The sequence below is a fragment of the Kosakonia sp. AG348 genome, assembly GCF_003337365.1.
Lineage (GTDB): Bacteria > Pseudomonadota > Gammaproteobacteria > Enterobacterales > Enterobacteriaceae > Kosakonia.
Map to the genome: position 1 here is coordinate 98,431 of NZ_QPJR01000012.1, position 26,566 is coordinate 124,996.

The 26,566-nt window shown below is 51.4% G+C and carries 30 protein-coding genes; 16 read left to right on the forward strand and 14 right to left on the reverse strand.

The annotated features are described in order from the left end of the window. From bcsD to oxyR, 5 genes are all read left to right on the forward strand, one after another. On the forward strand, positions 1-462 hold the full coding sequence (gene bcsD, locus DFO56_RS22315; protein WP_045512534.1) for a cellulose biosynthesis protein BcsD: 462 nt from the start codon (positions 1-3) through the stop codon (positions 460-462). 46 nt (positions 463-508) lie between these two features. Further along, positions 509-1,468: a sensor domain-containing diguanylate cyclase gene (locus DFO56_RS22320; RefSeq protein ID WP_045512536.1), complete on the forward strand. Its 960-nt coding sequence runs from the start codon at positions 509-511 to the stop codon at positions 1,466-1,468. Positions 1,469-1,502: 34 nt separating this feature from the next. Then, positions 1,503-2,432, forward strand: a complete 930-nt coding sequence (gene galU, locus DFO56_RS22325) for a UTP--glucose-1-phosphate uridylyltransferase GalU (protein ID WP_020455092.1) — start codon at positions 1,503-1,505, stop codon at positions 2,430-2,432. Between the two features lie 43 nt (positions 2,433-2,475). After that, a complete protein-coding gene (locus DFO56_RS22330; protein ID WP_052679823.1) occupies positions 2,476-3,486 on the forward strand; it encodes a glycosyl hydrolase family 8 in 1,011 nt (336 codons plus the stop codon). Between the two features lie 210 nt (positions 3,487-3,696). Further along, positions 3,697-4,611 carry a DNA-binding transcriptional regulator OxyR gene (gene oxyR / locus DFO56_RS22335; protein WP_020455094.1) on the forward strand — a complete coding sequence of 305 codons (915 nt, stop codon included), beginning with the start codon at positions 3,697-3,699 and terminating at the stop codon, positions 4,609-4,611. A gap of 2 nt (positions 4,612-4,613) precedes the next feature. Here oxyR and DFO56_RS22340 read toward each other — a convergent pair whose 3' ends face one another. Then, the gene (locus DFO56_RS22340; RefSeq protein ID WP_045512538.1) at positions 4,614-5,045 is read right to left on the reverse strand and encodes a hypothetical protein; all 432 of its coding nucleotides are present in this window, start codon (positions 5,043-5,045) and stop codon (positions 4,614-4,616) included. Between the two features lie 485 nt (positions 5,046-5,530). Between DFO56_RS22340 and DFO56_RS22345 the strand changes: the two genes are divergently transcribed. The 3 genes from DFO56_RS22345 (at position 5,531) to DFO56_RS22355 (ending at position 6,945) form a co-directional block, all read left to right on the forward strand. Continuing rightward, entirely contained in the window at positions 5,531-6,247 is a 717-nt protein-coding gene (locus DFO56_RS22345) for a nitroreductase family protein (RefSeq protein WP_082071801.1), read from the forward strand. A gap of 137 nt (positions 6,248-6,384) precedes the next feature. Further along, the gene (locus DFO56_RS22350; protein WP_020455098.1) at positions 6,385-6,630 is read left to right on the forward strand and encodes a type II toxin-antitoxin system CcdA family antitoxin; all 246 of its coding nucleotides are present in this window, start codon (positions 6,385-6,387) and stop codon (positions 6,628-6,630) included. Positions 6,631-6,633: 3 nt separating this feature from the next. Further along, on the forward strand, positions 6,634-6,945 hold the full coding sequence (locus DFO56_RS22355; RefSeq protein WP_045512541.1) for a CcdB family protein: 312 nt from the start codon (positions 6,634-6,636) through the stop codon (positions 6,943-6,945). A gap of 56 nt (positions 6,946-7,001) precedes the next feature. Here DFO56_RS22355 and DFO56_RS22360 read toward each other — a convergent pair whose 3' ends face one another. Beyond that, on the reverse strand, positions 7,002-8,123 hold the full coding sequence (locus DFO56_RS22360; RefSeq protein ID WP_045512544.1) for a cupin domain-containing protein: 1,122 nt from the start codon (positions 8,121-8,123) through the stop codon (positions 7,002-7,004). Positions 8,124-8,187: 64 nt separating this feature from the next. After that, positions 8,188-9,120 (reverse strand): LysR family transcriptional regulator, encoded by a 933-nt coding sequence (locus tag DFO56_RS22365; protein WP_020455101.1) that lies wholly within the window; start codon positions 9,118-9,120, stop codon positions 8,188-8,190. A 103-nt stretch (positions 9,121-9,223) separates the two neighbouring features. Between DFO56_RS22365 and DFO56_RS22370 the strand changes: the two genes are divergently transcribed. Continuing rightward, positions 9,224-10,291 carry an SDR family oxidoreductase gene (locus tag DFO56_RS22370; RefSeq protein WP_045512552.1) on the forward strand — a complete coding sequence of 356 codons (1,068 nt, stop codon included), beginning with the start codon at positions 9,224-9,226 and terminating at the stop codon, positions 10,289-10,291. A 100-nt stretch (positions 10,292-10,391) separates the two neighbouring features. Here the strand turns inward: DFO56_RS22370 and DFO56_RS24850 are convergent, their stop codons facing one another. Together DFO56_RS24850 and DFO56_RS22380 are read right to left on the reverse strand one after the other, a co-directional pair. Next, complete coding sequence (locus DFO56_RS24850) at positions 10,392-10,742, reverse strand: hypothetical protein (protein ID WP_045512553.1); 351 nt, start codon at positions 10,740-10,742, stop codon at positions 10,392-10,394. A gap of 130 nt (positions 10,743-10,872) precedes the next feature. After that, on the reverse strand, positions 10,873-11,448 hold the full coding sequence (locus DFO56_RS22380) for an ABATE domain-containing protein (RefSeq protein WP_045512555.1): 576 nt from the start codon (positions 11,446-11,448) through the stop codon (positions 10,873-10,875). Positions 11,449-11,587: 139 nt separating this feature from the next. On the opposite strand from DFO56_RS22380, the gene DFO56_RS22385 reads away from it, so the two are divergent. After that, positions 11,588-12,469: an alpha/beta fold hydrolase gene (locus DFO56_RS22385; protein WP_045512557.1), complete on the forward strand. Its 882-nt coding sequence runs from the start codon at positions 11,588-11,590 to the stop codon at positions 12,467-12,469. A 40-nt stretch (positions 12,470-12,509) separates the two neighbouring features. Here DFO56_RS22385 and DFO56_RS22390 read toward each other — a convergent pair whose 3' ends face one another. Next, a complete protein-coding gene (locus DFO56_RS22390) occupies positions 12,510-13,319 on the reverse strand; it encodes a methyltransferase domain-containing protein (RefSeq protein WP_114413905.1) in 810 nt (269 codons plus the stop codon). 59 nt (positions 13,320-13,378) lie between these two features. Between DFO56_RS22390 and DFO56_RS22395 the strand changes: the two genes are divergently transcribed. After that, on the forward strand, positions 13,379-14,158 hold the full coding sequence (locus DFO56_RS22395; protein ID WP_020455106.1) for a helix-turn-helix transcriptional regulator: 780 nt from the start codon (positions 13,379-13,381) through the stop codon (positions 14,156-14,158). Between the two features lie 89 nt (positions 14,159-14,247). On the opposite strand, the gene DFO56_RS25040 is transcribed toward DFO56_RS22395, so the two are convergent. Beyond that, complete coding sequence (locus tag DFO56_RS25040; protein ID WP_072051654.1) at positions 14,248-14,436, reverse strand: cold-shock protein; 189 nt, start codon at positions 14,434-14,436, stop codon at positions 14,248-14,250. Between the two features lie 9 nt (positions 14,437-14,445). Next, on the reverse strand, positions 14,446-14,658 hold the full coding sequence (gene cspA / locus DFO56_RS22405) for an RNA chaperone/antiterminator CspA (RefSeq protein WP_017457639.1): 213 nt from the start codon (positions 14,656-14,658) through the stop codon (positions 14,446-14,448). 383 nt (positions 14,659-15,041) lie between these two features. Between cspA and uxuA the strand changes: the two genes are divergently transcribed. The 3 genes from uxuA (at position 15,042) to DFO56_RS22420 (ending at position 18,902) form a co-directional block, all read left to right on the forward strand. Continuing rightward, positions 15,042-16,109, forward strand: a complete 1,068-nt coding sequence (uxuA, locus tag DFO56_RS22410) for a mannonate dehydratase (protein ID WP_045512616.1) — start codon at positions 15,042-15,044, stop codon at positions 16,107-16,109. Positions 16,110-16,175: 66 nt separating this feature from the next. Then, positions 16,176-17,510, forward strand: a complete 1,335-nt coding sequence (locus tag DFO56_RS22415; RefSeq protein ID WP_045512563.1) for a gluconate:H+ symporter — start codon at positions 16,176-16,178, stop codon at positions 17,508-17,510. Positions 17,511-17,696: 186 nt separating this feature from the next. Next, complete coding sequence (locus tag DFO56_RS22420; protein ID WP_045512566.1) at positions 17,697-18,902, forward strand: MFS transporter; 1,206 nt, start codon at positions 17,697-17,699, stop codon at positions 18,900-18,902. Positions 18,903-19,094: 192 nt separating this feature from the next. Here the strand turns inward: DFO56_RS22420 and DFO56_RS22425 are convergent, their stop codons facing one another. From DFO56_RS22425 to DFO56_RS22450, 6 genes are all read right to left on the reverse strand, one after another. Then, entirely contained in the window at positions 19,095-20,555 is a 1,461-nt protein-coding gene (locus tag DFO56_RS22425) for a methyl-accepting chemotaxis protein (RefSeq protein WP_052679824.1), read from the reverse strand. Positions 20,556-20,835: 280 nt separating this feature from the next. Then, a complete protein-coding gene (locus DFO56_RS22430; RefSeq protein WP_020455113.1) occupies positions 20,836-21,108 on the reverse strand; it encodes a GNAT family N-acetyltransferase in 273 nt (90 codons plus the stop codon). Between the two features lie 11 nt (positions 21,109-21,119). Then, the gene (gene yjdI / locus DFO56_RS22435) at positions 21,120-21,350 is read right to left on the reverse strand and encodes a 4Fe-4S mono-cluster protein YjdI (RefSeq protein ID WP_017457634.1); all 231 of its coding nucleotides are present in this window, start codon (positions 21,348-21,350) and stop codon (positions 21,120-21,122) included. 76 nt (positions 21,351-21,426) lie between these two features. Next, complete coding sequence (locus DFO56_RS22440) at positions 21,427-21,921, reverse strand: ATP-binding protein (RefSeq protein ID WP_045512569.1); 495 nt, start codon at positions 21,919-21,921, stop codon at positions 21,427-21,429. Between the two features lie 210 nt (positions 21,922-22,131). Continuing rightward, positions 22,132-23,349, reverse strand: coding sequence for a flagellin lysine-N-methylase (gene fliB / locus DFO56_RS22445; protein ID WP_045512572.1), 1,218 nt, complete (start codon positions 23,347-23,349; stop codon positions 22,132-22,134). Positions 23,350-23,457: 108 nt separating this feature from the next. Further along, positions 23,458-24,249: a hypothetical protein gene (locus DFO56_RS22450; protein ID WP_045512575.1), complete on the reverse strand. Its 792-nt coding sequence runs from the start codon at positions 24,247-24,249 to the stop codon at positions 23,458-23,460. A 405-nt stretch (positions 24,250-24,654) separates the two neighbouring features. Between DFO56_RS22450 and DFO56_RS22455 the strand changes: the two genes are divergently transcribed. Together DFO56_RS22455 and DFO56_RS22460 are read left to right on the forward strand one after the other, a co-directional pair. Next, the gene (locus DFO56_RS22455; protein ID WP_045512578.1) at positions 24,655-25,818 is read left to right on the forward strand and encodes a PAAR domain-containing protein; all 1,164 of its coding nucleotides are present in this window, start codon (positions 24,655-24,657) and stop codon (positions 25,816-25,818) included. Then, positions 25,802-26,074, forward strand: coding sequence for a hypothetical protein (locus tag DFO56_RS22460; RefSeq protein WP_045512581.1), 273 nt, complete (start codon positions 25,802-25,804; stop codon positions 26,072-26,074). The genes DFO56_RS22455 and DFO56_RS22460 overlap by 17 nt, the downstream gene beginning before the upstream one ends. Positions 26,075-26,566 lie beyond the last annotated feature (492 nt).

Sequence of the window (26,566 nt, forward strand, 5' to 3'; positions counted from 1 at the left end):
ATGATGTTTAGCAATCAGGACACTTATTTACAACGCAATTATCAGGCTGGCTGGCATGACCTGGTGTATCTGTTTTTTAACGAATACACCGAAGGCCGTGGCGATAAAGATCCCGACGCCCTGAGACGCATCGGCCAGATGATGGCTCAGTGGTATCCCATTGATAACGCCACCACGGTGAGCGAACTGGAAGCCAGCATCAACCGGGTGCTGGAGCTGTTCAACTGGGGTTTTGTGAATATGGCACCGGCGCAGCGCGAGCTGATCTTGCTGCACTGCGCCTGGCCGCACGCGCCGGAGTACCGCGATGAAGCGGGCTGGCGTCGTGCCAGTGCGTATGTGCTGGAAGGGGCTTACTCCCAGTGGCTGGTATCGCAGGGGGCGGGCAACCAGGTTCCGGTACGCTGGAAAGACAACGCCACGGAAGATGTACTGATTTTCCGCTACGCCATCGGCGAATAAGTACACAAAGGCATGAAAACTCTATATCAACGATCAGGTGATCATCATGGTGAATGAAATTATGGTTTCAGGCAGGAAACTTGAAATCGAAGCCGTTAATTATATGGAGGATAATGCCTTTGTTTCGCTGGTGCTCGACACCGCCGGGCGGCTAATTCACGCCAGCCCGTTCTTTTATCAGCTCACCGGCTTTACGCCGGATGAGGTGACAGGCCAGGTGCTGTTTCAGACCGCGGACGACGACACGGAAATCTCACTGGCGGCGGCGATAAATATCGCCAAAACCACCGGCGATAATTGGCAGGGAGAAATATCCCAGCGTAAAAAGAGCGGTGAAATTGTCTGGCTCGACACCCGCTTAATGCCTAAGCGAGATGAGCGTGGTGAAATATTCGCGTTTATTTTGTTAGGCTTTGATATTACCCGGCACATGGCGATTCGCGAGAAATTACATTTTCGCGCTCACAACGATGCGTTAACCAAAACGCTGAATCGCCAGGGCTACTATATTCGCAGCCGCAAGAAAATCCGTGCCGCCAATGCGCGCGGCGCGCAGATTGTGGTGGCCATCCTCGATCTCGATAATTTTAAAAACATTAACGACGACCTGGGTCACGCCGCCGGTGACGAGGTGCTGCGCTGTTTTATCAGCCGGGTGAAACAGTGCATTTCTCGCGGCACGCTGCTTGGCAGGCTTGGCGGTGATGAATTTGCGCTGACGTACATTGAAGGTGTCGATGAACCTGCCGGGCGTGGCGTGTTGCAATTAATTGTCGAAGCCACCCGCCAGCCGATGTATTTGCAGTACCTGCAACAGACGGTGGAATTATCGGTCAGTATTGGCGTCGCCAGTTATCCCGAACATGGGCCGAATTTTTCTTCCATTTTAAAAGCCGCCGATACCGCCCTTTATAAAGTGAAGGCGCGAGGCGGTGATAATTATATTAACTACCAGGTTCCGGGCATTAATGAATCGGGTGGCATCATTAACACCGTTGTGTGTTGATATTTAAACAGCAATAAAAAAACAGGAAATAACTATGTTAAAGGCTGTAATCCCAGTGGCAGGCCTCGGCACGCGTATGCTTCCGGCAACCAAGGCTATTCCGAAAGAGATGTTACCCATCGTCGATAAGCCGCTTATCCAGTATATCGTGCAGGAGTGCTACGCCTGCGGGATCCGCGAGATCGTGCTGGTGACGCACTCGTCTAAAAACGCCATAGAAAACCACTTCGACACCTCTTTTGAGCTGGAGTCCTTGCTGGAATCGCGCGTGAAAAACCAGCTGCTGGAAGAGGTGCGCACCATCTGCCCGGCGGGGATGAACATTATGCATGTGCGCCAGGGTCACTCGAAAGGCCTTGGTCACGCGGTGCTGTGCGCCGAGCCGCTAATTGGCGATAACGATTTTGTCGTCGTGCTGCCGGACGTGCTGATCGACGATAGCCAGTGCGATATGGCGCAGGACAACCTGGCGGCGATGATCAATCGCTTTACCCTCACCGGCGCCAGCCAGTTAATGATCGAGCAGGTTAATCACGACGATGTTTCGCGCTATGGCGTGGTGGATTGCGGCGGTGAAAACCTGCCCGCCGGTGGTTTCGGCCAGGTACAGGGCATGGTGGAGAAACCGCCGGTCGATGAAGCGCCATCCGATATGGCGGTGGTGGGTCGCTATGTGTTGTCGAAAGCGATTTGGCCGCTGCTGCATAAAACGCCGGTTGGCGCAGGCGGCGAAATTCAACTGACCGATGCGATCGCTATGCTGCTGGCGCGTGAGCCGGTTGAAGCCTATGCGCTGACCGGCAAGTCACACGACTGCGGGGACAAAATTGGCTATATGAAAGCGTTTGTGGAGTACGGCCTGCGCCACGGCGCGACTGGCCCGGCTTTCCGCCACTGGCTGCAGCATGAACTGGCGCTCAAGCCGGTGGCTGAGGTCGTAGAACGTATCGCTGAAGCGGTGTAACGCCTGGGCAGGTAACTGCCCTATCTCTACCACAGGAAATCTCATGTTAAGAACCACCTGGCTCATGCCGTGTTTGTTACTGTCGCTGGCCATGACCGCTTTTTCAGCCCACAGCCAGGACAGTAACTGGGTGCTATTTAAGCAGAATTACCTGAGCCAGGATGGCCGCATTGTTGACCATGAAAATGGCGATATCAGCCATTCGGAAGGTCAGGGATATGGCATGTTACTGGCCGTACTGAATGACGATCCCGCCACGTTTGAAAGAATGTGGCGCTGGACGCGCAACACCTTATTACGCCCGTCGCTGTGGCTGTTTGCCTGGCGTTACGATCCGAAGACGCACAACGTGACGGACGAAAATAACGCCAGCGACGGCGATACGTTGATTGCCTGGGCCTTATTGCTGGCCGGTAATAAATGGCACGATCAGAGTTACCTGGCGGCTTCGAATAATATTCAGGATGCGCTGATCAATTGCCTGATTATTGAGCAAGATTCCCGCCTGCTTTTGCTGCCGGGGCTGAGCGGTTTTACCAAAGACGACGGCTATATTGTTAACCCCTCTTATTTTATTTTTCCGGCGTGGGAGAGCTTCTGGCGGCAGCGGCATAATGAGATTTGGCTTAAGTTAAAAAAGTCGAGCCTCGAATTGCTCAATAAAGCGCGCTTCGGTAAGCCGCAACTGCCCAGCGACTGGATTTTTATTAAGAATAGTGGTGAAGTCATGCCTGCCGAAAACTGGCCGGCGCGATTTGGTTATGACGCGATTCGCGTTCCGCTGTATTTAAGCCTCAGCGATACGCAAGCGCATTCGATGGAGAATTTCCGTCATTATTGGGCTAATTATGCCCGCAGCACGACGCCTGCGTGGGTGAGTGTCTCCGGCGACGAACGGGCGAGTTACGCGATGTCCGGCGGCATGCTGGCAGTGCGTGATTTAACGATGGGCGACTATCAGCAAATAGAGACATCTGTGCTACCGGGCGAAGGTTATTATTTGTCCGTTTTGCACATGTTGTCGCTTTTTGCCGTCTCATTAAAAACGAAATAGTAGTAAAGCAACAATGCCGGCGCGGGATTGCGCAGGAGTCAGGCAGGAAGCTTCAAGCGCGAAATGAATAATAAAAACCATCAAATCTCATGTGCAAACATGAGGGGGAAAACCTGATGACTGAGTTGAAAACAATCACACGTCATTTGCACAGCATGTTGTTACAGGCGGGTTCTCAGCAGAACGGAAACTTGCGCCCCGGGGAACACAATGAACATCCGTAATCTTGAGTACCTTGTCGCGCTGGCGAAACATCGCCATTTTCAGCGCGCTGCCGAAGCGTGTAATGTCAGCCAGCCAACACTCAGCGCCCAGTTACGCAAGCTGGAAAATGAGCTGGGCTTGCAGTTACTGGAACGTACCACGCGTAAGATCCGCTTCACACAAACCGGGTTGCGGCTGGTTGAGCAAACCCAGGTGGTGCTGCGCGAAATTGAAGCGCTGAAAAATATGGCCAGCAGCAGCCATTATCAGAACCTGATGCAGACGCTGGATGTCGGTATTATTCCGACGCTCGCACCCTATATTTTTTCTCATCTCAATACGGTGTGTCGCGAGAATTTCCCGGAAATCGAGCTGGAAATTCACGAAGCGCAAACTAACCAGTTGCTGCATATGCTGGAGTCGGACACCATTAAATGCGCGATCATGACCTCCAATAAAGACACCAGCAAATATGTCGAGCTGCCGCTGTTCGACGAACCGCTGGTGCTGGGCGTGAGCCACCAGCACCCCTATTCGCGAATGAGCGAAATCGATATGGGGCATCTGAAGAATAATAAGATTTTGATGGTGGATGACGGCAACTGCCTGCATAGCCAGGTACTGCGTTACTGCTATCAATTTGAGCTGGAGCCGGATTCGCGCTTTGTCGCCATGCATCTGGAAACCCTGCGGCGCGGTGTGGCGTTTAATCGCGGCGTCTCTTTCTTTCCGCTGCTTTCCACACAGCAGGGCGGCAACGAGAATATTCGTTATATTCGCTGCGTTAGCCCGGAGCCAAAACGTAAAGTGGTGCTGATTTTCCACCGCAGCGATCCGATGCGCAAGAAATATGAAATTCTGCGCAACGTTATTGCCCGTTATATGGAACGCTACCTTCTCGATTACAACGTTATGGCGTGAACTTAATCGTGCGGTTGTGGAATATTCTGCATGCAGCCGTTTTCATTTTCACGACAATCACGCAAATGCGTGGTTGTCGTTTTTGCCATTAATCCCTGCATAATCTCGTCCGGCAATAACTTGCCCCGGTGATACATCTCTTCAATAGTAAGCCACAGGCTGACCAGCATAATCGTATAGTCGGCAATCGGCGCAGGCGCATTCAGTTCCGCCATAAAAGGAAAGCGTGCGAGTAGCTGTTCTCTGTTTTCCGCCGTCACCGCACCGTGATAATAGGGTGCCGCGAGCAGGCGATACGCTTCCGATTCAGCAACTGATGAGGCCCAGGATAAACGCACCGCAATGGTCTCGACAAAAGGTGGGATCGGGATATTTTGCGTCGCCTGCGGATCCGGGTGCAAAGGCAGGTCCTGACCGAATGATTGCGTTTTCATTTTTTTCCTCGATGCCTGGCGAAACTCTATTCATCGACCAGTCTGGAAAATACTTTAGGAATATTATTTAAAATAAAGAATAACAGGAAAATTAGCTATGCGGATCGTCTTAAAACGTTAAAAAAATCATATAAAGAAAAAGGTTAATTCATGATCAATTATTGACAGCATCGATCTAAATATCCGTTTTTCATTTATTTCATAAATTAAACGCCGCCTTACTCAGGTTATTGTTGAATAATATTGAGTTTATTTCGCCTGTAAGATGAAAATCTATCACCTAAAAGGGAAAGGTATGGTTCAGGATTATCTCAACAGCCTCGTCTTTTTCCACATCATCACGAGAGTGATGCCGTGACACCTCTTTTTTTTTGCGCCAAATACCACGCTTTCTTTCATCTATTTGAAGGATGGAAATGCTCTGGCCTATGCTCTGATAATGACACGTTTAACCCCACTGACGCTCATGACAGGAGCCGCACCTGATGGATCCGTTTCAGCAAATATTAAAATCAACGCTCGCCCGCACCGATGACGCACCACCTGCCATCAAGCCTCAGGCATTGCTGGAAGCGGAGTTAAAACCGAGGATTGCTCACGTTGCGGTGGACGACTTCCTCTCGCTCGCCAAAGCACGCAGAACCATTTATACCCTCGGCAAAGATTTGCCCATCGCCGAAGATGAGGTGGTTGACATCATTAAAGAGGCCATCCGCCAGGCGCCGTCGGCGTTTAACTCGCAGAGTTCGCGGGCGCTAATCCTGCTCGGTAAAGAGCACGATCGTTTCTGGGAGATGGTGCGCGAGCAGCTGCGCAAAGTGATCCCGGCAGAGAGCTTTCACGCCACCTCCGATAAACTCGACGGTTTTGCCGCCGCCGCTGGTTCCGTGCTGTTTTTTGAAGATCAGGAAGTGGTCACTCACCTGCAGCGTCAGTACATCGCTTATGCCGATAATTTCCCCGTCTGGTCAGAACAGAGCAGCGGTATCGCCCAGTACGCGGTGTGGCTGGCGCTGGCGGAAAAGAGCATTGGCGCGAATCTGCAACACTACAACCCGTTAATCGATCTTGATGTTCGCGCCGCGTGGCAGATCCCGGAAAGCTGGAAGCTGCGCGCAGAAATGAATTTTGGTTCGATTGTTACTGCCGCTGATGAAAAGAGCTACATCGACGATGATAAGCGCTTTATCGTCGCGAGATAACGATATTGATAAAGATATTGCCCGCTGAGCGGGCAATTCTTTTTCTCCGCCACGTATTGGTATTGTACAAATTTTGGCTAGATGGCATGCAAATACCTGCGTATACTACACACATCTATACACAGGAGGGGGACGTCATGCCTGCTACTGCACCTAAACAGCGAAACAAGCAAAATGTCAGCGTGACCGTCGAGCGCGAACTACTGGAACAAGCGCGCAAAGAAGGCATCAACCTTTCGCAAACACTTGCGACCGCCTTGCAAGGTGAACTGCGCAATCTGGCAGCTGAGCGCTGGAAGCGCGAAAATGCCGCCGCCATTGCCGATCTAAATGAATTTATTGCCGAACGCGGCCACTTCTCGGATGAACACAGGAAGTTTTAATCCATGCAATATTCGGTTTATCGGAACAAAAGTAACAGCCGGGATTTCCCGTTTCTGCTGGATGTACAGAGCGATATTATCGGTAGCATGAACTCGCGGGTGGTGATCCCGCTCTGCCCACTGGCGGATTACAAAGATCGCCGCCGGGTTGAGCGGTTAAACCCGGTACTGGAGATCGAAGGGAACTCGTATTTGTTACTGACCCACGATCTTGCAGGCGTCAGCCTGGCGATTTTGGGTGAAGAGGTTTGCAGTATGCGCGCGCAGCGCGACGTGATCCGCAACGCGATGGATTTTATTTTTAACGGGATTTAAAGTGACTGAACACCATAAATGCTCAGTCACTTTATTGCTGGAAACACGAAGAAATTTTACTCGTCGAAGTACCAGTAACCCTGATTCACCAGATCGGTCAGCTCTTGTGCAAAGGCCGGGTTATCCAGCGCGTTGCCCAGTTCTTTAAGGCCGATAATGGTGTAGCGGCACAGCGCATCGGCGGCCTGCGCATCGGCCGTGTCCAGATATTCGCTGTTGATAAAGACGCTGCCGTCAACGTTCAGCACACGTAAACCGCTAAGGCGCGTCAGCACCTGCCCCTCTTTTAGCGCATCGACAATTTCCTCAACGCGGTAATCGTCCGGCTCCGGTGCGACATCCAGTTCGTGGCGCGGCGTGGAAATAAAGCTACCAAACCACTGTTTGAAATGCTCCGGCTGGCTAACCAACTCGATCATCATATTGCGCACGCGCTCCAGCTCGTACGCTTCTACCCGGCCCGGATGTTCGCGGCAGGTTAAATCCGGGTCGCTGTAGTGCTCGTTCCCGAGATCGTTTTCCAGCGCGTAGTCAGCAAAACTGCTGATCAGATCGCGGCCGTTCGGCCCACGGAAACCAATTGAGTAGTTGAACGCTTCCTGGTGTGTAAAACCGTCATGCGGGAATCCTGGCGGAATATAGAGGATGTCGCCCGGCTCCAGATCTTCATCAATGATCGGCGGGAACGGATCAACATGCAGCAGCGCCGGGTGCGGACAGAACTGACGCATCGGCAGTTTATCGCCCACGCGCCAGCGGCGGCTGCCCATCCCCTGAATAATAAACACATCATACTGGTCGATATGCGGGCCAACGCCGCCACCCGGCACGGAGTAAGAAATCATCAGATCGTCAAAACGCCACTCCGGCAGCACGCGAAACGGCTTCACCAGCTCGGCAGAGGGCATATGCCAGTGGTTAACCGCCTGCGCCAGCAGCGACCAGTCTTTTTCGCCTAAATGGTCAAACGACTCAAACGGGCCATTCCACGCCTGCCACTGACCATTCACATGGCTGACAATGCGGCTGTCGACTTCCGGCTCCATCGCCAGCCCGGCCAGTTCGTCTGGCGTAATCGGGTCGACAAAATCCGGGAACGCGCGTTTCAGGACAACAGGTTTCTTTTGCCAGTATTTTTCAAGAAATTCCGGCCAGTTGAGGTTGAGTTGGTAAGCCATAAATCACACCAGTGAGAAGGGAAACGGGGCTGATTATAAAGAGAGTCCCTACCCACCCGCCTTGTCATTGGTCAAGTGCTGGTGCGGCAAGCGGCGGAGAGATCTCCAGCGCGCCGAGCGCCATCAGTAACGCGTCCACTTTTGGTAATAGCTGCTTGCGGCGCGGCCACACCAGCGTGAGCGCCAGCCCGTGCGGCTGGCATTGCGGCATAATTACCTGCAACTCGCCGCGCTGCACGTGCTCATGCACCAGCCAGGTCGGCATCTGCCCAACGCCCAACCCGGCGCAAAGCGCCTGCACCTGCGCATCGACATCGCCGAGCGCCATGCGATACGGCACGCGGCGCCACTCCGGGTGCCCGTCGGCGGTGGTAAATAACCACGGCTTGGTGCTGCCATCCACCCGCTCATAAAGAATAGCCCGGTGCTGCATCAGCTCCGCCTCATGTTGTGGCGTCCCGGCGCGTTGCAGGTAATCGGGCGCGGCGCAAAACACCATCTTTTCACGACCAATTTGCCGGCACCCCAGCGATGCGGGTAGATCGACGGTTTGCCCGATGCGTACAGCAACGTCGATCCCCTCATCGAACAGATCCACAAAACGATCGGAGAAAGTCAGGCTAAGATCAATTTCCGGGTGTTGCTGACAAAACGGGATCAGCAGCGGCATCACGCCCAGCCGCCCGTAGGTGTTTGGCACGGCGAGACGCAACCGCCCGGACGGAATGGTGCGGTGTGCCGCCAGCACCGACTCGGCTTCCGCCAGCTCCTCCAGGATACGAATGCAGGTCTGGTAATACGCGTTCCCGGCATCGGTGACTTCAAGGCGACGCGTGGTGCGCTCCAGCAAACGCGAACCCAGCCGCGCTTCCAGACGGGCAACGCTTTTACTCACCGCCGAGCCGGTCAGATGCAGGCGTTCCGCCGCTGCGGTAAAACTCCCCTCTTCAACGCTGGCAACGAAGGGGACGATATCTTTCAGACGTTGATCGCTCATGGCATTAGTGAATTTAAGTTACGAATGATGTGAATTAATACCAGAGATAAGAAATTAATTCTCTATTAGCCTGTGAGGTAGACAAAACCCAGGGGAACATCTCATGCAGAAAAAAGCATTAATTGTCGGCATCAGCGGCGTGATTGGCCGGGCGCTGGCGGAGAAACTGCTGGCAGACGGCTGGCAGGTTACTGGTTTATCACGCGGGCGCGGCGCGGTTCCGGCGGGCTGCACCAGCCTGACGGCGGATTTAACCGACGCGGCGGCGGTCAACGAGGCGCTGAAAAACGAGAAACCCGATGCGCTGTTCTTTAGCGTCTGGGCGCGCCAGGAGAATGAAAAAGCCAATATTCGCGTCAATGGCGCGATGGTGAAAAATGTCATTGATGCGCTGGGCGAACGCCTGGCCGGGGCGCATGTCGCGCTGGTCACCGGAATGAAACACTATCTTGGCCCGTTCGAAGCCTACGGCAAAGGCAATGTGCCGGTCACGCCTTTTCGCGAAGAGCAGGGCCGCCAGAACGTGGATAACTTCTACTATGCCCAGGAAGATGAAGTGTTCGCCGGGGCGGAAAAATACGGTTATCGCTGGAGCGTACATCGCCCGCACAGCATCATCGGGTATGCGCTCGGTAACGCCATGAACATGGGGCAGACGCTGGCGGTTTACGCCACGTTGTGCCGCGAAAAAGGGTGGCCGTTTATCTTCCCTGGCTCACCTGAGCAGTGGAACGGTGTCTCCGATGTGACCGACGCCGGTTTACTGGCGGAGCAGCTGAGCTGGGCGGCGGTGAGCGACGGTGGCGCGAACGAAGATTTTAATGCGGTGAATGGCGATGTGTTCCGCTGGAACTGGTTATGGCCGCGGCTGGCGGCTTATTTCGGCATTGAAGCGGCCGCCTTTCCGGCGAGCATGATGCCGCTGGAAGGGCGCATGCAAGAGGCGCAAGCCGCGTGGACAGAGATCGCGGACAAGTATCAACTGGCAGAACCAGACATCGGTAAACTGGCCTCCTGGTGGCATACGGATGCCGATCTTGGTCGCCCGATGGAAGCCTTCGCTGATATGAGCAAGAGCCGAAAAGCCGGGTTTACCGGTTATCGCAGCACGCTGGATTCCTTCACCGCGCTGTTTGACCGCCTGAAAGCGGAAAACATTATCCCAAGCTAAAGTAGTATTTGCCCGGCAGCGCTGACATGCCGGGCAATTCCTCAATTAGGTTCAACGCCGTCTGCGGCACTGTTCCGGCATTGCCCCTTGCTGCGCCTCGCTATGTATCGCATTCCCCTGCCGGTTCACATACCGTAGTTGGCGGCGATATTGCTGTGCCGCAAAGTGACATTTTGCGCGGCCAATTCCGGCAAACCGCTAACGATCGTCGCGTCACTGGCGTTGGTGGCGGTGAGATACTAAATATCGACGCCGTTGATTTTCGGCGTTGCGGCAGCGCCTTGCGCATTTTCAAGTGGCGAAACCCGCGTTGCCGGAAAAATATGCTGGTAGAAAACTCGTTGGCGCGGCCTGCGCCATAAAAGAGCCAACAGCGTCGCAGCACCAGCACCAGCACCAGCACCAGCACCAGCACCAGCACCAGCACCAGCACCAGCAGAGATTGATTCATTAGTCCTCAAACCCTAAGCAAATTTATAACAGCGACTTATGCGCAAATTTACTTTCTGGCAGGCACTGCGCGAGGTCTATGGTGCCAAAGTGTTTATGTCACCGTGGCTTATTCACCATTGGGTCACGGATTAATTACTTTTGGCGCGGAATCGGGCCACTTTTGCCCGGTTGCCGCACAGCGCCATGCTGCACCAGCGGCGGCGATGTGCTTTGGTCTTATCGTAAAACCACAGTGTGCAATCCGGGTGTTCGCACTGGCGGATATAGTCAAACTGCCCGTTTGCCAGTAACGCTGCCGCCTGTTCTGCGACCGGTGCCAGTGCTTGCTGCGGCGAATCAAGCAGGTATACGCGCTGCGTTTGCAGCGCGCCTTGCTCATCGACCACGAGGCGTAAGTGGCTTTGCGCCTGCGCCAGCCAGCCGTTCAGCTCATCCAGCGACAGTTCCCGCCCGTGCTTTTTCTGTTCGACAAGCTGGCGGATCAACGCACGCAGCTTACGCGCCTCAGCCAGCAACTCTCCCGGCTTTGCCATCGCGTTAACCTGCAACCCGACATGCTGTAGCCACTGGCGCACATCGTCATCGGACTGCCAAAAGTCATGCGGCGATTTTTCCGCCATCGCCAGCGTGTTGATAAAATCCAGCGCGTGGTCTTCGGCTATGAACCACGGGCCTTCCGCACCGGGTAACGTGGCTGCTGTCATCGTTGCTCTCCCCTGTTTCTCATTCTTCCGCATATTGTAACCGATAAAATATATTTTACACAGTTACATGCTTTCGCCATACTCAGCTTCGAAGTAACCTTATAAATTAACTTTTAACGGTTTCAAAAGAGGTGACGATATGGCTGCCAATACGCATTTCCCGGTTCGCTATCAGTATGCAGACGCCGATGGCGTCAAGGTGTTTTACCGTGAAGCCGGTAACCCGGAAAACCCGGTATTACTGCTGCTGCACGGTTTTCCCAGCTCTTCGCATCAGTTTCGCGAACTGATCCCGCTGCTGGCAGATAAGTTTCACCTTATCGCCCCGGATCTGCCCGGCTTCGGCTTTACCGAAGTCCCCGCCGAGCGCGATTACCGCTATAGCTTTGATGGGCTGGCAAACACGCTGATTGCTTTTGTCGATGCGCTGAATCTGCAACGTTTTGCCATGTATGTTTTTGATTACGGCGCGCCGACCGGATTGCGGCTGGCGCTGCATTATCCGCAGCGGGTGAGCGGGTTTATTTCGCAAAATGGCAATGCGTATCTGGACGGTTTAGGCGACGCATGGGTGCCGGTACAGGCTTACTGGCACGCGCCGACCGCGGAAAACCGGCAGGTCGTTCACGATGCGATCCTCAATCTGGAAGGGACAAAATGGCAGTACCTGCACGGTGTGCGCGATCCTGAAACTGTCGCACCGGAAGGTTATCAACTGGATACATTACTGATGGAGCGCCCCGGAAATAAAGCGATCCAGCTGGATCTGTTTCTTGATTACGCCAACAACCTGAAGCGCTACCCGGAGTTTCAGGCCTTTTTCCGCATCCACCAGCCACCCGCACTGATTATCTGGGGCAAGCACGATCCGTTTTTTATCCCGCCAGGCGCGCACGCTTATAAACGCGATAATCCAAATGCGGTGGTCGAGCTGCTTGATACCGGGCATTTCGCACTGGAAACCCATGCTGGCTACATTGCCCAGCGCATTCGTGATGTGATCGGTAACGCGATTGGCTAAGAAACCGGTGCACCCCGCGTGGTGGGCGCACCGATTTTGCTTACGCACGCGTCTGAAACATCAGCGTGTCGGAAGTAAACGAGCCATCGTCGCCAATAAAAAAGTGCGCTTTCACCTCGTCGGAGGTTTGGTTTTGCAGGTAGCGGATCGCCGCGCGCAATACCTCCGGCGTGTTCATGCGTTCCACCCAGGGCTGATATTCCAGCGCCAGCCGATCAGAAACCATCTTCTCAACCTGCATGCCGCTTTGCTGCGTCATTTGCAGCCACTCGGCTGGCGAGTAGTTACGTACGTGGGACGGATCGCGAAGCACTTCAATGGTTTGCAGCCAGATATCCAGCACCGGGCGGCCAGGCGAGGCGATATCCATCAGGATAAATTTCCCGCCGGGTTTCAGCACACGTTTTACTTCGCGCAGCGCCAGTGCGACATCATGCCAGTGGTGCGCCGAGTAGCGGCTGATTACCACGTCAAATGTATTGTCGGCAAAGGGCAGCTTTTCCGCCGCGCCGTGTGCGGTGGTGATGTTGTGTAACTGACGATCGCTCGCCGCCTGGCGCACTACCGCCAGCATTTTTTCCGATAAGTCATACGCTGTTACTTCGCGCACCACGCCTGCGGCGGCAAAACTGGCATGCCCGGCACCGCAGCCCAAATCCAGCAGCGAGGCATCCGCATCAGTACTCAGCCACTCGACCAGACGCACTAAATCTGCGCCTTGCGCATGCACCTGGCTTGTCAGGTAGGCCTGGGCCTGGTCGCCAAACTGCTTTTTTGTTAACTCATGATGATTAACCGACATTCTCTTTTTCCTTTTTAGCACGACACAAAGTTGCTCTTTGGCGACTATACGACCGCCTTTATAGGGGTACAATATGTGTACTTATACTGGTATTAATGAGTACCCCCATGGAAAGTACCTTATTTGCCGGGCCGAAAACTCTTGGCGCTTTTTTGCGATCGCAGCGGGAAAATACCGCGCCTGCGGATATTGGCTTGCCGGCGCAAGGGCGGCGGCGCACGCGTGGGTTGCGGCGGGAGGAAGTGGCGCAACTCAGCGGCATCAGCACCACCTGGTATACGTGGATTGAACAAGGGCGGGATATTGTTGTTTCGCCGCAAACCCTGTCGAATATCGCCAACGTGTTAAAAATGAGCGCCGCAGAGCGCAAGTATTTGTTTCATCTGGCGCTGCAAAACGACCCGCAGGAAGAGCACGTCATTACCGTCGAACCTGCTGTGCTGGCCACGGTGAATCAGATGGCCTGCCCCTGCTATTTGCTGGATTTGACCTGGAATATGCTGGCGTGGAATACACCCGCTGAGACACTGTTCAGCGGCTGGCTGGATAAGGATACCCAACCGAATATGATGAGTTTTATGTTTCGCCACCCGCTGGCGCAAACGCTGGTTATCAACTGGGAAACGCGCGCCAGCCGGATTGTCGCCGAGCTACGCGCGGACGCGATGCACTACCCGCACGACAAAGGACTGAACCAGTTTGTGCAGAGTCTGAGTAACGACAGCGAACTGTTTCGCGCGTTCTGGTCGCGCCAGCAAGTGGTGGTGCGTGAGGGTGGCGAGCGCGTTTTTCATCATCCGCAACAAGGCGAGTTGCACTACCGGCAGATGACCTGGCAGCTAACCAGCAACCGTTCGATCAAAATGATTATGTTAATGGACGAGTAATTCGGGCGCGGGTTCTGTATATCGCAGAAAAAAATGAAGTTTATTGCTCGACATAAAAAAACAGGCCAGAAAACTGACCTGTTTTTTTATTATTTACGGAATTCCAGTGGCGTCTGGCTGGCCTGAACAAATGCGGCGATATTATCAAATGTGGTCATTGCTGATTTGCAAAAAATACATTTGGCACCTGCCGGATTTTTCTCAGTTATATCAAAGCTGGAAACTCGGTATTGCGACCCGTGACAGCACGGGCAGCGAAAATGAATACGATTAATAATTCTAAATCCTTAGCGCGGAACCACGTTGGCCGCAGCCGGACCTTTCGGGCCGTTCTCAATAGTAAACTCAACCTCTTGATTTTCTTCAAGAGTACGGAATGCATTGCTCTGGATAGCGGAGAAATGTACGAATACATCTTTGCTGCCATCTTTCGGAGTAATGAAACCGAAGCCTTTCTCAGCGTTAAACCATTTAACGATACCGTTCATTTTAGTAGACATGCTTATTACCTTCTTTTTGTTCGCCGAATGCGGCAGTAATGGTCTGAGACATTATTTTTATCAGAGTGTAAAGCGAAGACCCAAAAAGAAGTAGCAAGGAGGTACTTAGAGATGAGAAAGACTTTAGTGAACTGCTGGAGATAATGATTTATCAAACCGACGACGCATTAACGCATGGTTGCTTTGACAGCGCAAGCACTATTTTAAAAATATTTGTCAGTAAAACGTTATCAGCAGATTAACGTGCTGTTCTATTTGCTTCTCAGGGATTCAATCCTGGCGAAGGGGTTTGTGTGAAGTGGATCGCACAAATGCGCTTACCATCCGGCTATTATCAATACTAGTATGGTAGTTAAGCAAAACGTTTAAGGGTGGTAATGAGCATGCAAATGACAATGCGCTGGTTTGGTCCAGTTGAAGACAAAATTCCGCTGGAGCACATCCGGCAAGTTCCCGGCGTCGAAGGTGTCGTTGGCGCGCTTTATGATGTTCCGGTTGGCGACGTGTGGCCCAAAGAGAAAATCCGCGCGCTTGCCGATCAGGTTCATCAGGCTGGTTTAAAAATGGAAGTCATTGAAAGCGTTAACATTCACGATGATATCAAAATTGGCCTGCCCAGCCGCGAGCAGCTAATTGCCAACTACCAGCAAACTATTCGCAACCTGGCGGAAGTCGGCGTCAAGGTGATTTGCTATAACTTCATGCCGGTTTTCGACTGGATGAAAACCGACATGAATTACGTTCTGCCAGACGGTTCACTCACCATGGCGTTCGAGAAAAAAGGCATCGATAAAACTCTTGATGAAGTCGTGAAAGAGGTGCTGGAGAATTCCAACGGTTTCGCCCTGCCCGGCTGGGAGCCAGAAAGGCTGGCAAAAGTGCAGGAGCTGTTTGCCAAATATAAAGATGTCGACGACGCGAAATTGCGCGAAAACCTGGTGTATTTCCTTAAACGCATTATTCCAGTGTGTGAAGAAGTCGACATAAAAATGGCCATTCACCCGGACGATCCGCCGTATTCTATTTTTGGGCTGCCGCGTATTGTAAAAAACCGCGACGATCTCGACTGGATTTGTAATGCGGTGGATTCAGAAGCCAATGGTATTACATTATGCACTGGCTCCATTGCTGAAGATCCGGATAATAATGTCTACCAAATCCTCGCAGAATTTACCCGCCGCAAACGTATTCACTTTGCTCACGTTAGAAATATTAAGCTCATTAAAGATAAAGATTTTTATGAGTCTGCACATTTATCCCGCTACGGCTCGCTGGATATGTTCCAGATAATGAAATCACTTTACGATAACGGCTTTGATGGTTATATCCGCCCCGACCACGGGCGCTTTATCTGGGGCGAAACCGGGCGTCCGGGCTACGGGCTTTACGACCGCGCCCTCGGTGTCACCTACCTGCACGGTTTGTGGGAAGCACTCGAAAAACAACATTAATAAAATGTCATTCAGGCCGGTGGCTCCACCGGCTTTCATGTAAGGCAAATCCGAAAGGTATTCTCTATGTCCCCGTTGTTAGCGCTATTTTGGGTGCTGGTTGGTATTGCGCTCCTGGTCGTTATGAATCTTAAATATAAATTTCACAATATTTTCGCCTTGCTGATTGCGGGGATATTTGTTGCGATCATGGAAGGTATTCCGCTGGATAAAATTGTCACGGTTATTCAGGACGGTCTGGGAAGTATTCTCGGCCATCTTGCATTGATTATTATATTTGGCGCTATCATCGGTAAATTCATGACCGAATCTGGTGCCAGCCAGCGGATTGCGGATAGCGTCATTGAACGCTGCGGGACGCGTTTTCTTTCGGTCGGGCTGATGTTTATCGGCGTTATTTTTGGCATCGCCATGTTTTATGAAGTGGCATTTCTTATTGCAATGCCGCTGGTGCTGAATATCGCTAAAAAAGCCAATATTCCGTATATGAAATTAGTGGTGCCCACCGTGGTTGGCGCGACCATGGGACACAGCCTTTTCCCGCCGCAGCCCGGCCCGGTCGCGCTCATCAGCGCATTCAACGCCGACATTGTACAGGTCTATCTGTACGGCATTTTAGTGATTATCCCGGCGCTGTTTTGCGCGGGCATTCTGCTGCCCAAATACCTGCCGGGTATTAACGCGATTCCGTTGAATTCGCTACTGAAACCGGTCGAAGAGAAAACCGCGCAGGATTTGCCACCGTTCAGCATCAGCATTCTAATCCCGCTGATCCCGGCGGTGCTAATGATTGTCGCGTCGGTTATCAAAGGGTTAATGCCCGCAGGCTCGGAGCTGGTGAAAGTCTGCACCTTCTTTGGCAGCGCGGAAATCAGCATGCTGTTAGCCACGCTGGCGGCAATCTGGTTTCTTGGCATCAAGCGTGGGATGTCAGCGGAAGGCGTCACCCACTGCGCCAGCGACGCGATTGCGAAAATCGCCAATGTGCTGTTTGTCATCAGCGCCGGCGGCATTCTGAAACAGGTGATTGTAGTTTCCGGTGTGGGGAACCATATCGTGGACATTATGAGTCACGTCCCGCTGTCGCCGTTTATCGTGGCGTGGATAATCACGGCGATAATCCGCATTCTCACCGGACAGGGCGCCGTCGCGGCCATCACCTCGGCGGGTATCGTTGCGCCGATGGTCAGCGCGTTTCACCTCAATCCGGCACTGATGTGCCTGGCCGTTGCCTGCGGCAGCAACACCATCACACTGATGTACGACGGCGGTTTTCTGCTGTTTAAAGAGACGTTCGGCATTTCGATGAAAGACACCTTCAAAACCTGGGGGCTGCTGGAGTTAATAAACTCGGTGGTCGGCTTAGGTATGGTTCTGCTGCTCAGCCTGTTTATCGCGTAGCGGATGAAAACCGACGGGGACAAGGATGTGCCCGCCCCCTTCTCTTTCGAGAAAAGTGATGCTAGGTTTACAGATCTCTGCAATTCATCAGGCTCGCCAATGTAACGACATTTTCTTTGTGAACATACCTTTGCACCGTGCGCTGTATGCCGCACGCGGTTTTCTGTTTACGTGAGAATGTCGACAATGAACACATTATTGATGGTTCTGGTGCGCGCGCTGCGCCAGCACCGCTGGCTGTGCTTGTTTGGTAGTGCCTATCTTTTTTCTTCTATCGGCAATGGGTTAACGCAAACCCTGATCCTTGGTCAGTTATTACGCTGGCATGCCTCCCCGGCAACGCTCACGCTGAGCTATATGCTGGCTACGCTACCCGGTTTTTTTGGCAGTCTATTCGGGGAATACGGGTGCCGGCGTGTTTCGCCGCTGCGCTTACTGTTGCTGTGTGAGCTAATTGGCCTTGCCGGGCTGCTTTTCCCCCTCTACGGCTTGCTGGCGCACAGCATTCCCGCGCTGCTTGCAGTGCAATCACTCGAAGCATTTGCCGCCGGGTTATCCTGGCCTGCCATGAGCCTGGTTTTTAAACGGGGTTTAAGCGCAAACGAACTGCCGGCGGCGACCAGTATGGAAACGGTGATTTTCGCCTCTCAGGTGTTGTTGGGCGCAGGCGCCGGCGTGGTGCTTTTTGACCGGGTATCACCGTTGTCACTGCTGTCAATCGATGCCATCAGTTTCGTGTTGTCTACGGTGTTGCTATGCGCCACGGCACGTTACCTGCCGCAGGTAAGCCACGAGGATCGCCACGAAAAGAGGGTGATCCTACGCTGGCATCATTTACCGGTCATTCAAAAACGCAGCTTGTTGTTGTTACCGGCACTTGCCGCCGTTGGCGCGCCGGCAATGGCGTTGCTCCCGGCGCTGATACAGCAAATGCGTCCCGCTGAAACCACTGAGCTTGCACTGCCGCTTATCTTTGCGCGCAGCCTGGGCCAACTTTGTGGCCCGCTGCTGCTAAAGGCCGATAACCTCAAACGCTATGCCAGCCACAACCGGTATCTCGTCGGCTGTTTACTGGCCTTTCTGGCAGCTTACTGTGTGCTGCCGGGTTTAACGTCCTATCCAAAAACCGCGCTGCTCATCATCTTTGCCGCGCATCTGGCGTCGAATATGGTCTTTGCCGTCGGGACATTCGGCTTGTTGCACAATTTCCATGCCGATACCGTTCCCACCGCCACGGCAAAAGTATGGCGCTGGCAATCGTGCTGTGCCGCCGTGGCGACACTGATTGCTGCCTTACTGGCGGCAGAATGGGGAGCAGCGCAGGCGTTATATACAGTTTCATTCAGCACGCTGGCGCTGGTGATGATGGTGCTGCTGCGCTATCGCAGCTGATTTATGTGAGCACAGCGTCATTCTGGCTGAACTGCCATCAGATAAGACGTGCAGTGAGGCAGGCAATTGTCTTTCGGCTGGATAAGCGGCCTGGCGAAACCTGAACGTTGTCTGCCTTTCGCTCCCTGCGTTTTACGCGGCGCAGGGAGCGGATGGGTGAGTTAATACGGGTTTTGCAGCCCTCCTGCACGGTCAGTGGACTGACGGCGTTTTTTTCTGCTCATCAAGGGAAAAGAACGCCACAACATCGGCCAGCTGCTGCGCGTACTGATCCATGCTTTGCGCGATTCCCGCCGACTGCTCGACGAGCGCTGCATTTTGCTGCGTGGCTCTATCCATCTCGTTGAGCGCAACTGCCACCTGGTTCACACCGGTGCGCTGCTCTTCGGAGGAGTGGGTAATCTCATTCATAATGGCGCTAACTTGCGATATTGAATCCGCCACGTCTTCCATCGCTTTCGCTGCATCCTGAACTTGATTCGCGCCAGCGCTGACATCGTGCATTGAGCCCTGGATGAGCGAATTGATCTCATCGGCGGCTTCAGCGCTTCGTCTCGCCAGGCTACGCACTTCGCTTGCCACCACGGCAAATCCGCGCCCACGCTCCCCGGCACGTGCTGCCTCAACTGCGGCATTCAGCGCCAGAATATTCGTCTGATGCGCGATACCATTAATGACATGGTTAATCTCTGCAATATGCGCCGTGCTTTGTTCAATTTTTTTCATCCCGGCGATCACGATCGACATGGACTGTGCGCCAGCTTGCGCGATTTCATTGGCTTTTGCCGCTAACATATTCGCCTGATGAGCATGCTCGGTGTTACCGACAACGGTGGTTTTTATCTCTTCCATGCTGGCGGCGGTCTGTTGTAAAGCGCTGGCCTGCTGTTCAGTACGTGAAGCGAGATCGTGATTGCCGCTGGCCATTTCGCCGGAGATTAATTTTATCTGCGCGGCCGATGTCTTAAGCGAAGCGGTGATTTTTGTCAGCGATGCTCTCATTCCATCAAGTTCATGGTGCACCCCATTAATATCGCCACCGCTATTATCAGCGTCGTGATGCAAATCCCCTTGCGATATCCTATGAATATTCTTTTTGATTGTATTGGTAATACTCAAAAATTCATTGCGCAATATAAAGAACAAAATCACTGATGCAATTAAAAACGCAGATAATGTGGTTATGATAGTGATAACCGTAAATCTATGGGCTGAAGCAACATAATCCTGCGTGCCCTGAACATCATATTTGACGATTAATCCACGAAAATTCCTGGCCAGCTTATTAAACGTATTAACATTTTCACGCGTTGGCTCTTGTTTAATCGACTCAATAGCTGAGGTGAGTTCCCGCGTCATTTTCACGCCACTTTCGGTCTTGACCGGCGCAACCTGAAGAAAACCGTTATAGGCTCTGGCAACCTCTGCCAGCGCCGCACTTCTCTGCGTCGCTGTCAGGCCTTCGAACTGCAAACGTGCACTCGTCTGAGCAAGCGCATCATATTGATAAAACCCGAGAGCTAAGCCCCTCACGCTCTCTTTGATATTGTTCAGGGCGAGCAGCGAATAGCCCGAAACAAATAAAAGCGAAGTAAAAAGAATCACGTAGGAAAATATAACGGTATATTTTAATCTTCCCTTCTTTACAGACATACCCCATCCTTGATTCATCAAGTAAATTTCAATGTGTTTCACCATGAATAAAGCACAAGGAAAAACGCATACTGCAACGATAAACGCAGTCTGCGCCCAATGGGTTATTCAGGATTATTAGCAACGCTAACATATACTCCTTCACCCATAAGGAAACAACTATTTTGCCAAAAATGAATAAATTCTGAAAATGCGAATTAATAAAGCGAAAAAACTAAAAGCTATTTACTGGATTGCATATCAAAAATTAAAAAAATACCGGCGTTGCCGGTATTTTTATTTACGCACGGATATCGTCATATTCGCGTGTGTTGTCAAACTCGTGTTTGGCAAAGGGACATAACGGGATAATTTTACGGTTTTCCGCACGCATTTTTTCCACCACTCGCGCGACCAGCTGCTTACCTACGCCTTGCCCTTTAAGGCTCGGATCCACATCCGTATGTTCAATAATGCTTAAATGCTCGCCGGTGGGAACGAAGACGATTTCAGCAACCTGCGTTCCCTGGGCGTCATTAACATAAAACTTGTTGTGGCCTTCCAGAATTTCCATGGTTTTCTCACTTAGTTGTGGCGGTACTTCAGCGCACCGCTCGGGCAGGTATCAATGACTTTCACCACCGTTGCGACATCCACTTCATCGGGAATGATCCACGGTTTGCGTTTCAGGTTAAAAAGCTTCGCGCTGCCGCGTACGCAGTTTCCCGCGTGCTGACAGACCGCAGTATTGAAATAAACGTCAATCTTTTCACCGGTATAGACGCGGTAACCCGCGTCCAGCAGTTCCTTATCCATGACATTGCCCCTGTTCTTTTTGGTGTTGGAAAAGTAAGCATAGCCGCTCTACTTTTACGCACCCTCCGGCGTTTAATCAATAACGAACGATACGAAACCCTTCTTGTTCAGTCGGTTCGACAAAGTAGCGGGTAATAAGCGCAAACTGCTCGTCGGTAGCGGCAAAATCGTGGTCGCCTGCGGCATTTCGCTGGCGTAAACGCGCCTTGCAAATCTCATCGCTAACCGGCAAGTAGTGCAACAAATGCGGCGCGCCGGATTCGTTAACGATCGACATCATCCACTGGCGACTGGCCAGCGTGTTGGCGGGAAAATCGAGAACCACATTAACGCCTGCACGCAGTAGCGCGATGGCATGTAGCTTGATGGCGGATTTTAATTTTGCTGAGTAGAAAACGTAGTCCTCAACGGTGGTCATCGCGTCCTTAAATAACAACGATAACCAGCTATCTTCGCTCAGCACCACCGTGCACGGTGCTTTTGCCAGCTCGCTGGCAAGCGTCGATTTACCCGATGCGATTTTGCCGCACAGAAGATGGAGTGTTGCAGAAGAAGCGGAACAAACATTCATAACATCACCTCGCAGGTTGCTGCCAGCAAGGCCCCGCCGTGCTGGCGGGAAAAGGACGAACGTTATCCCACCGGTCGATTGACAGTGCGAATAATGCTCGCAATAGATAAATAGGATGAATATTTAACAGGCATGCTGGCAACGTAGCAGCAAACCTGCTCCGTTGCCAACGGTTTGTATGGGTGGGGCTTATAGCCAGCCCCATCGTGGTTAGCCGATCAACAGCAGGCAGGAGAGATCATCGCCGCCGTTGATCGTATCGATCGCGGCATCCATTCGTGTGTTGATGGTGCTGTTATGCATGGTTTTTTCAGAAAAACTGGCGATCGTTTTCATCACCAGAGGCGGGTCTATCTCAACATGCAACGACTGTACGCTGAGGAACGTTTTGAGATAAAAATAGTCCATAACGATGCGATAAAACTGGCGCAATATTGTCGCCGTATTCGTGCCGGGAAAATCGCTTTCATAAAGCTTATACAGTAAGTAGTTTCGCAGCACATGCGGTTCACCCAGACAGGAATGCTTACACAATTGCTCCCACTGCTGATCAAGAGCGGCAAACTTCTCACTCAGCACCGACGCTTTCGTCTCTGGCGTAATTGCCAGATATTCAGCAACTTGCAGGTGCCCTTGTGATATCAGCGGATCGCGCGAAGCGTATTTCGCCACATGTTTACCCATCACGGTTAACGCATCGACTTTCATACTGGCCGCGCGAACGGTATTTTGCGCACGAAGCAGCGTTCGACCGTTCTGTAGTTCATCGATCAGCCCTGCATAAAAGTTTTCCACTTCAGCCAGATTATTCTGCAGATCAAAGTTGAGCATTTGCAGATAGAGAATAAATTGCGCCAGCGCCATCAAATTCTCTTCAATATTGTTGCTCTGCGCCTGAACCAGATTCCAGGCGAAAAGATGTATCAGATGGCCCACCTGGTCTCGCGGCTTTTGCTGCTGCAGTAATTTTACTTTTGAGCGGGCAACCAGCGTGCTTTTCTCTTGCAGCAGCATGCTTTGCGGGTCGAAAAGCACCTGGCGTACCACTTCCGGGCAGGAGAGCGTCATGCTAAAGCGTACTTCATCGGCATATTTGCGTACACCACGCGGATAGGTTGAGCATGTAGGGGATAACGCTTTTTCACCTAAATCACGGTGAACCATGCAAAGCCGGTTTTCATCAACAAACGGGCACTGCTTATCCTCATTCAATTTAATGACCGAATATTCATTTTTGCCGTTATGAACCGGGATTAAATTCTCTTTCGCAATGGCTGCAATAACAGGATTGGATGAGGACAGATAACGTTGATGCGTTTTCTTATCAATATTTATTTTCCAGCTACGGCAGCAAGAAATTAAACAATCCGGGCCAACGCATTTGAATTTATCAAAGAAAACAGGTGTCACTGTTTTATGGTGTCGCATAATACATTCTTTATAAATGAAAAGCAGAAAGTTACACGACAAAAGTCAATATCAAAAGTTGCATAAGCGCGCACAATATTCAGCATTTCACCACATGGTTCCGCGCGCTTAAAATCCTGGAGTTAGCTTCATCTGCGAAATGATATTTCCACTGTCGTTAAGATTCTGCTCAACAGAGGTAACATCGTTGCGCTCATTGCCAGACGCTTTTCCCTCTTCCCGCATTTTGCTTTTAATCAGCGACAGCAGCGATTTTAGCTCCCGGAGCGCTTCTTTCAGAGAACGGGCGTCTTCCTGCCTCTGGCTGGCGTTTTGTAGCGTATTGATAACGTTATCGATAGTAGATTGTGCGCCCGCGATCTCTGCCGACTTTTCTTTTTCGGTCGGATTTTCTTCGTCGCTCACTTCAGCGTCAGAGGCAGCCTGCGCTTTTATGGCTGATTCATCGCTTTCACCGGTAGAAGCCTGTGCTGCGTCAGAAGCGTTAGTATCGGCACCATTGCCTGCACCAGTGTTATCACTCTGACCTAGCTGGGAAGCGAGTTGTCCAAGCTGAGATGACAGCTGTTTGAGTTGTTTCATAATGTAGCCCCCGGAGCCGCCAAACAACATGGCCAGCGCTTTCAGGCGGGCGATTTCCCGTTTCAATGCCTCAAGCTTTGCGCGCGCATTCGCTTTACTGTTCCGGGCATTTTCCTGCGTAAAGCGATTAAGCGTAGTGAGGTTTTCCTGCAAATTTTCGTAATACTCTTTCGCCTGCGGGCTGAGCGTCACAATGCTGGCAGGCGTGGGGTTAACGATTTCACTGGTGCGGGTGGCCTCCTGAGTACGAACCGTTCCTCCTTTGGCGGAAGAGGATACGTAAAGATCGAGAGAGCCAGTAAATGTGGGGCGAAGCATGCGCAATACTCCTGAAGTCTATTGCTCATATTAACGGCAGCAGGGAATAAAACTTTATGCGTAAAAACGGGATAACAGGCGTTCATGCTCTAACAAAGAACCTCACGCAACACCTGAAATGCCTCTTCTGATGCTATTTAAAAATCAGAATTTAACGTAAGCATATTCTCTATAAAAATCAGGATACGTGTTTGTAGAATAATCCCCCGGCAGGAGAGTGAAAAAAACCAAACTTAGAGGAGAGAAATATAAATTACTGGCGATATGCGCCTCTATTTATGATTCATCAAACTGTTATGTGGGCAGCATAATTAGTGATTATTGAATGGTCAGGATGAAAACAACAGGTAAATCGAAATGCTTGCGTAAGTATCTCTGTAAATAAAATTTATTAAGGATGATTCTATGCCAACGGGTTATTTTCTACGTCCTGGCGATAAGACAACATGCGGCGGCCATATTCTTTCAGGCTCTCCGCGCCATAGCTTTGGCGGGATGGCGACCGCAAGGAATGGTGACTCTGTATCGTGTGGTAAAGATGGAAAGATCTACTACATCGCGGGTGGCATACCCGATTACTGGATTTATGGCGTTGCAGCAGCAGGGACGTTGCATAGCCGAAGCACATGTCCCTGTAGAGCAAGATTTATTTCGTCATTTCCAAATGCCTCTTATTGGCTTGAAGAAGCAAAACCAGTTAAAGCCATTCCTGTCGCTGCCCCGCCAGTTGCAAACGCTCCTCCTCAACCTGCAAAAATTGCAGAACCTGAACAATATGCACAAGCGGCGAAGAAGAAAAATAACTTTGCGGACACCTGTGGGCCCGAAGATAACCCGCTATTGAACGGCGTTTATATCTGGACTGAAATCAAAAGAGCAGGTCACGTTTTCGTTTCGGTACATGAGAACAACACTGTCTCCCTTTACACATACGGGCGATACGGTAGAACCGCTCCCGGAGGTTTCACGGGGGACGGTATTCTTAACTTCCTGCAAGATGAAGACGCAAGAGATTACTATAGGGTCGAGCTATATCGGATGGGCGCAAGAGCATTCCGTATAGGTGACACTGACCCGACGAAAACGAGGCAATTTTTTGAAGATCTTTGGAACAAAGGCGAACCAGCGATTCAAACATCTAAGATGGAAGAAAAAATCAAGCGAAGAGGCCACACCATCGATGAGTACGACGTAACAGGAAATAATTGTACCACTCACTCTGTTGAGGGAATTAAGTTTGCCGGGTCGATGGTATTCGAACATAGCTACACATCCACCACGACTCAGATTCCTATCGAGTTAGAAGAAGATTTCACCATTCCTCTCTCATTGCAGCGTTATCTTGAGATCAAAAGTTCTGACTTCTCATCAATGACAGTTATTGAAATGACGGACGAGTTTAAAAAACTCTATTCCAATAAGGACAATTTATCGCCCTATCAAGAGTCACCAAAAGGGAAAATTCAGCACATTGCGGCGGGGTTCGCCGCTACTGGTGATTCATTATCACAATATTCCAGCGGTACTTTTGGCGGTGTATTAGGTGGATCTTATGACGTTGACGAGTAGAACTAAAACCATGCTCCGATGGGGAGGGATTTGTATTGTCTGCCTAGGTTACTTCCTTGGGCTGTTTGTCGCCTCACAAGCATTCGCTATTTTCTCTGAAAATCAGACTCTTGTTTCAAACCCTGTTCCATTAAAAGAGTATTACCAGGCGATTGATTCACTTATGCAAGCTACAAACGGCATTTATAACGCCGCCTTCTTTGGCTTTGCGATCTGCGTGCCGCTCATCTTACTTATCTTTAAAAAGGTAAGATGATGAATAAGAAGTACTGGATCAGGTGGGCGTGTATAGCGCTTATTTGCGTTGCGTATTACGTTATCGTGCTTTACTTCGATCTTGTATTCGCAGTGAACTTTTCAGAAACAGTAATCCATGGATGGGATTTTACACCGTCTCAGTTGGCCAGGTTTGTTATGGGGCTATCGCAAAATCCCCAAGATTTGGCGTTAGCCTTTATTGTGGGTTTCGCTGTCTGCATCTCGTTGTTCTTTCTCATCTTCAAGAAAATGAGATTGAGATGCCCTCAATGCTTGTCGTTGAGATGACGTTTGCGTTCAAAGAACAGTATCCAAATTCGGGTCATTTGCAACCATACCAGGAAACTCCCGGCGGCGTAGTCGAGCATGTTTTAGCAGAAGGTGCAGCCACAGGATGAATCGCCACGGGTTTAACAGACACCTCAGAGTCATTTAAGATGGCTTAAAGAGAGGTGCCCATGAGCGGTAAGCGTTATCCCGAAGAGTTTAA